Below are 6,741 nucleotides of genomic sequence, written 5' to 3'. Positions count from 1 at the left end.
TACATCCTCATCCAAGCCCTTTTTGGGTGGTGTGACGGGCGGTGTGTGCAAGGAGCAGGGACGTATTCACCGCGCAATAGTGATACGCGATTACTACGCATTCCAGCTTCATGAGAACGAGTTACAGTCCTCAATCCGAACTACGACTAAGTTTAGAGGATTACCTCCACCTTTCGGTGTCGGAACCCATTGTCTCAGCCATTGTAGCCCGCGTGTTGCCCAGAGGATTCGGGGCATACGGACCTACCGTCGTCCACTCCTTCCTCCTATTTATCATAGGCGGTCCCCTTAGTGTGCCCATCATCCAAAAAAAGGATAAGCTGGTAACTAAGGGCGTGGGTCTCGCTCGTTGCCTGACTTAACAGGACGCCTCACGGTACGAGCTGACGGCGGCCATGCACCTCCTCTCAGCTAGTCAAGCAAAGTCATCAACCTGGCTATCATACAGCTGTCGCCTCTGGTGAGATGTCCGGCGTTGAATCCAATTAAACCGCAGGCTCCACGCGTTGTGGTGCTCCCCCGCCAATTCCTTTAAGTTTCAGTCTTGCGACCGTACTTCCCAGGCGGCGGACTTAACAGCTTCCCTTCGGCACTGGAGCAGCTCAAAGCCACCCCAACACCAAGTCCGCATCGTTTACAGTTAGGACTACCCGGGTATCTAATCCGGTTCGCGCCCCTAACTTTCGTCCCTCACCGTCAGAACCGTTCCAGTTAGACGCCTTCGCAACAGGCGGTCCTCCCAGGATTACAGAATTTCACCTCTACCCTGGGAGTACCTCTAACCTCTCCCGGTCTCAAGTCTAATAGTATCTCCAGCAATTCCCACAGTTAAGCTACAGGATTTCACCAGAGACTTATTAAACCGGCTACGGACGCTTTAGGCCCAATAAAAATTGCTACCACTAGAGCTGCCGGTGTTACCGCGGCGGCTGGCACCGGTCTTGCCCAGCTCTTATTCCAAAAGCTTTTTACACTAATGAAAAGCCATCCCGTTAAGAATGGCACTTGGGATCCCCCCGTCGCGATTTCTCACATTGCGGAGGTTTCGCGCCTGCTGCACCCCGTAGGGCCTGGAACCTTGTCTCAGGTTCCATCTCCGGGCTCTTGCTCTCACAACCCGTACCGATCAACGGCTTGGTAAGCCATTACCTAACCAACTACCTAATCGGCCGCAGACCCATCCTTAGGCGAAAAAACATTTAAACAAAAAACCATTACAGGAAAAATTGCCTATCCAGTATTATCCTCAGTTTCCCAAGGTTATCCCAGTCCTAAGGGTAGGTTATCCACGTGTTACTGAGCCGTACGCCACGAGCCTAAACTCGTTCGACTTGCATGGCTTAATCGAATCCCAATAGCAGTAGCATCTGCCAGGATCAAACAGAATTGAACACATAACAGAGTACTAAATTGAAGTACACATAAAAAAAATATAGACGAGTATTAATACACTATAGAATTTGATATAAAAGTTTCTATAATCAAATTTCACCACATCTACAAAACTTACATCATACCCGAAAAGCTCAGGTACTCACAAAGCACATTCATGATATTAAAATTTAATTAATACAATAAATATGAATAAATTATAGCTATATGCGGAAAAGCAGTCATCATAGTCGAAATTGTAAATACAATATGACTTAAACCAACGCCATAAAACACATAGCACATCTTATAGAGACAGAAATATTATTAACAAATTTAATTAAAATATATTGCAATTAATATTAATAATTATAAAAAAAGTATATCAATAAATATATTTTTAAAATATTGTTTATTTAAATATATTACAAAATATTACTCCCATACAATTAAAATTTATGATAAAATTTATAATGAATTATCATTATCCTAATGACGAACAATCGAGTATTACTCAAAATAAAATATTTAATACCTATTATTTTTACATAAATCTGAAAGTGACAAATCATGATTAATATATAAAACTTTCTATCTAATTCAAATAATAATTACTTTATATATTGCTAACCTAAATTTAAATTGGTGATAAAATATGAAGTTCGGTATAGAATTCGTACCAAATCAACCTTTAGATGAAATTGTAAAATTAGTAAAATTAGCAGAAGATGTCGGTTTTGAATACGCATGGATCACAGACCACTACAACAATAAAAACGTATACGAAACCTTAGCATTACTTGCAGCAAACACTGAAACCATTAAAATGGGTCCTGGTGTAACCAACCCATACGTAAGAAGTCCTGCAATTTCTGCTTCTGCAATCGCAACTATTGACGAAATCTCAAACGGAAGAGCAACTTTCGGTATCGGTCCTGGTGACAAAGCAACTTTCGACGCTTTAGGAATTGAATGGACCAAACCTGTATCCACTATTAAAGCAGCTATCGCAGATATCAACGCTTTATTAGCAGGAGACAAAACCGAAGGTGGAGCACAATTAGGTGGAGTAAAAGCTATCCAAGAACACATTCCAATCTATATGGGTGCACAAGGACCTAAAATGTTAGAAACCGCTGGAGAAATCGCTGATGGTGTATTAATTAACGCTTCCAATCCTAAAGATTACGAAGCAGCTATGCCTATGATCAAAACAGGTCTCGCAAAAGCTGGAGACAAAGATTTCGATGTTGGTGCATACACTGCAACTTCCATCGGACCTGACTCAGACGCAGCTAAAAACGCAGCTAAAATTGTAGTTGCATTTATTGCAGCAGGTTCCCCACCTCCAGTTATTGAAAGACACGGATTACCTGACGGATTCAACACTCAAATGGGTGAATTCTTAGCTAAAGGTGACTTCGGTGGAGCTATTGGTGCTGTAACCGATGAAGCACTCGACGCATTCTCCGTATGTGGTACCCCTGACGAGTTCATTCCAAAAATCGAAGGCTTAGCTGAAATGGGTGTAACTCAATACGTAGCAGGTTCCCCTGTTGGTAAAAACGTAGAAGAATCCATTAAATTATTAGGAGACGTAATTGCAAGTTTCTAAACTTGCTTACTTTTCTTTTTTTATTTTTTTAAACCATTATACACAACTTAACAACAACTATTTTTCAAGGGCAATTTTTAATTATAAAAAATATCTAATAATATAATATTACATTTATTATATTGCAGGTATTTATGATGGAAATTGAAAAATTAACAAAAGACATAAGGCAAAGAGCTTTTGAGAGAAAAGATCCAAAAACCCCAGAACAAGTTGGAGCCAGTTGGTATAACGATGATTTAACTTACGATGGTGTTTCAAAGACATTGTTCATAATCCTACCAACACCAGGCTGTGCATGGGCTCTTGGAGATAGTGGTGGATGTACAATGTGCAGTTACGTTTCAGATTGTACACTTGAACCAATAGACACAGAAACAATTTTAAAAATATTTAACGAACATCTATCAAGACATCCAATAGCTGAAGAAGATAAAATTTCAGTGAAATTATTTGCATCTGGAAGTTTTCTAAACCCCTATGAACTTCCAAAAGACGCCCGTGATGAAATACTAAAAACATTGATGAATTTAGGCAATGTAACTGAAATCATTGTTGAATCACGACCTGAATATGTGAAAGAAGAAGTATTGGATGAAATTTTTGATATAATAGGCAATACCCTATTTGAAGTTAGCATCGGTCTTGAAACATCAAATGATTACACAAGGCTTAAAAAAATCAATAAAGGGTTTACCCGTGACGATTTTGAAAATGCAGTTAAATTAATGCAAAACCTAAAAGAAACTAAAGGATACAATATTAAATCAAAGGCATATATCTTTGTAAAACCAATTCTTGTAAGTGAATCCCAAGCAATTGAAGAAGCGATTGAAACTGCAAGATACTGCGATTCAATAAATGTGGATAGGCTATCATTTTGTCCTGCAACAATACATGGTGGAACTGTAATTGAAAGATTTTGGAGAAAAGGAGCTTATCAACCGCCTTGGATTTGGTCATGTGTTGAGATAATAAATACTGTGCGTGGCGAATTAGACCTGCCTGCACTCATGGACACCTCCGGTTTTGGTTCAAGACGAGGCCCATACAACTGTAAGAAATGTAACAAAGACTTAAAGCACATGATAATAGCTAACAATTTAACTCAAAAACCAATTGAATATGAATGCGAATGTAAAGGCAAATGGTTAGCTGAAATAAACAATAGTGAAATGAATAACTCAACAGTTGAGATAAAACATATCCCATTATATTAATATAATTTAAAAACATTAATTAAATACTAGGAGGAAAATATGAAAACTAAATTCATTAGTTTATTAGCTATACTTCTTGGATTAATACTCATTATATTTCCAATATTAGGATTTATTGGCGTTAGTTCCCTGATTGGTTTGTCAGTGTTGTTGATGTCTATTTATTTACTTGTTGTTGGAGTAAGTATAATAGATTATAATGCCCGTGGAGCAATACTTGACTTGATTTTAGGAATGTTGCTATTATTCTTAAGTATTGGTTTGATATTCAATCCAGCATTACTTGGATTTTTAAGTGAAATTACCCTATATCTTGCAGGAATAATGTTAATTATTGTTTCTGTTGCTTCCCTAATCAACAACCGCAACTCAAGATATGGATTTTATGTAGGAATAGCTGGAATTATTCTAGGATTATTATATATTATTATTGGAACTTATCTCTCAAATCCAATTATTCTTGGTGCATTAATCGGAATATGGTTAGTGATAAATGGTGTTTTAAAATTAATGGATAGTTAATCTATCCCTTTCTTTTTTTGGTGTTAATATTGATTGGAATTAGTGCAGATTTTGATCCTGTGCATAAGGGTCATGAAAAATTAATTAAAGAGGCTCGAAAGTTAGCCGATAGCGAAGATAAACAGGTTGTTGTATATCTAAATAAAGGTTTCAGTGCAAACCATGCTCCATTTTTTGTTAATTTCGAAGCCCGCCGTGAAATGGCACTTGCATTAGGTGCGGATGATGTAAAATCATTTGAAGGCCTTCATCACAGATTAGTTTTATCTTATAGCGTGCCAATCAGGCTAAAACAAATGATTGATGATGGAGTGACTGATTACATTACCTCCGCCAGCATTTCCCTAGATGAGATTAAATCAAAGGCACAGAAGTTCATTGATGAAGGAAATTTCGTTGGAATGCCAAAAAGTTACACCAATAGAAATGAAATTCGTTGGTATGCCATTAATGAGTTTTTAGGCTCCAAAGTAAAATATCATGTTGTAAAAGAATTCAATAAAGAGAAATATTCCGGCAGATTAATAAGACAATCAATTATTGACAATGACATGACAATTACTCCGGAAACTGAAAAATTACTTCCAAAGACAACCGTTGAAATTTTAAATCGTGAAATTGATGCAGGCAGAGTCCCCGGAGAGAGAAACTGGGCAGATATCTATAAAAGAATGAACACCTACTCAAGAGGAAATCTTGAAAAAATAGCTTATCTTAATGGAAACACCATAAATGAAATCATTAAAAGAAGGGTTTACAGAGACCCCGAATCCATTTGGGCCGTTTTCAGAAGATCTGATTACGGGCCAGTAATGACCAGATTGGCCATAAGTGCAATCGAAATGGAAGTTACAAAAAAAGAAGTTATGGAGTTAATGAAAGGCTATGAAAGTGAAGGCGTAATTCCAGATAATCAGAAAGTTCAAAAAGTAATCGATAGGGCGTGGTATGTTGCAAGTAGCGATATGGATGCTCGTGAAGCTAATGAAATCTTTAGAAGCAAAGATATTGAAGTTGATGCTCCGCTAAGCCTTGAAGCGGGATTGAACCTAACTAAATTCGAAACCAAAATTACAAAAGAGGGCCTCGATACTGATTTATATGTTGACAAGAATGGAAAAATTTCTGTTCAATTTAAAAGTGAAGGTAAAAAAATCAAAACTAATTTAAGACTTCCTGCAGTTGAAGTCACATACTTGAGATACATTATGGATTCTCATTTTATTCCAGTTACCGGAAGTATAAAAAAAGCAAAAAAAGGTTTCAAAGTTAAAGTGGTTATCGGTTGAGCTTTTTTAATGCTGCTTTAACCATGATTAACTCTTCATCGCCAAAATAATTTATAATTTCTTCCAATTCTTCTGATTTTCTTTTAGAATTATTTATTGTGTTGGTTATTCTTGAAATAGCTTTATCTTTAAATTCACTGCCTTCAGTTAATGATAAGATATCAAAGAATTCATCTTCCAGATTGCTGTTTTTTGCGATTTCACTTGATTCTATTAATAGTGCAGATAATGTCTTTGTATATGTGCTTCTAAGCATTTTCAACTTGGATGCATCACCTATCTTATCGCTGACTTTTTTCATTTGGATAAAATCACTTAAAAATAGTAATTCGTCTGATGATTTACCTGCAAAATATAAGATTGGATTATCAGAGTCTATTTTTCCAATTATTGCTCCATCAACAAAATTATCTGTGTATTTGCTAATTTCAAAAGTGGTGTCTGGAGAAATATTGTTTAAATCAAGATAAATTCCTTTTGTGTATTTTCCATACTTTTTAGCCACATTTAATGCTGATTTTGGAGAATTGGCCGATATTAAAATATCTGATTTTTCTACAACTTGTTTAAATGTGTCCAACACATCAATATCTTCTTTTTTAATGTTTTCGATTGTTTTAGGTGACCTGCCCTCTAAAGAGGTGATGAATGCAATATCATCTGATTTGATTAATCTCATTAGATTCTTTGAAACTTTTCCAAAACCTATAAAACCAATAATCAT

The 6,741-nt window shown here is 36.5% G+C and carries 5 protein-coding genes and 1 rRNA gene; 4 read left to right on the top strand and 2 right to left on the bottom strand.

Annotated elements, in window-relative coordinates; all coding sequences use genetic code 11:
• Positions 1-1,387 (bottom strand): 16S ribosomal RNA (locus ACKI32_RS07685); the annotation flags it as partial.
• Positions 1,388-2,026: 639 nt separating this feature from the next.
• On the opposite strand from ACKI32_RS07685, the gene mer reads away from it, so the two are divergent.
• From mer to ACKI32_RS07665, 4 genes are all read left to right on the top strand, one after another.
• Entirely contained in the window at positions 2,027-2,986 is a 960-nt protein-coding gene (gene mer / locus ACKI32_RS07680) for a 5,10-methylenetetrahydromethanopterin reductase (RefSeq protein ID WP_407415111.1), read from the top strand.
• 137 nt (positions 2,987-3,123) lie between these two features.
• Complete coding sequence (locus tag ACKI32_RS07675) at positions 3,124-4,206, top strand: archaeosine biosynthesis radical SAM protein RaSEA (protein ID WP_407415115.1); 1,083 nt, start codon at positions 3,124-3,126, stop codon at positions 4,204-4,206.
• Between the two features lie 39 nt (positions 4,207-4,245).
• On the top strand, positions 4,246-4,728 hold the full coding sequence (locus ACKI32_RS07670; RefSeq protein WP_407415109.1) for a DUF308 domain-containing protein: 483 nt from the start codon (positions 4,246-4,248) through the stop codon (positions 4,726-4,728).
• A gap of 20 nt (positions 4,729-4,748) precedes the next feature.
• Positions 4,749-6,017, top strand: coding sequence for an adenylyltransferase/cytidyltransferase family protein (locus ACKI32_RS07665; protein WP_407415107.1), 1,269 nt, complete (start codon positions 4,749-4,751; stop codon positions 6,015-6,017).
• Here the strand turns inward: ACKI32_RS07665 and ACKI32_RS07660 are convergent.
• Positions 6,007-6,741 carry an NAD(P)-binding domain-containing protein gene (locus ACKI32_RS07660; protein WP_407415105.1) on the bottom strand — a complete coding sequence of 245 codons (735 nt, stop codon included), beginning with the start codon at positions 6,739-6,741 and terminating at the stop codon, positions 6,007-6,009. The genes ACKI32_RS07665 and ACKI32_RS07660 overlap by 11 nt on opposite strands.

This window comes from Methanobrevibacter sp. (assembly GCF_045611865.1).
Taxonomy (GTDB): Archaea; Methanobacteriota; Methanobacteria; order Methanobacteriales; family Methanobacteriaceae; genus Methanocatella.
Note: the sequence above shows the minus strand (reverse complement) of the source record. Positions and strands in the feature narration are given on the sequence as shown.

Excerpts from the sequence above, each read along its gene's own strand:
- mer (WP_407415111.1), top strand. The coding sequence starts at position 2,027 with ATGAAGTTCGGTATAGAATTCGTACCAAATCAACCTTTAGATGAAATT.
- ACKI32_RS07675 (WP_407415115.1), top strand. The coding sequence starts at position 3,124 with ATGGAAATTGAAAAATTAACAAAAGACATAAGGCAAAGAGCTTTTGAG.
- ACKI32_RS07670 (WP_407415109.1), top strand. The coding sequence starts at position 4,246 with ATGAAAACTAAATTCATTAGTTTATTAGCTATACTTCTTGGATTAATA.
- ACKI32_RS07660 (WP_407415105.1), bottom strand. The coding sequence starts at position 6,741 with ATGATTATTGGTTTTATAGGTTTTGGAAAAGTTTCAAAGAATCTAATG.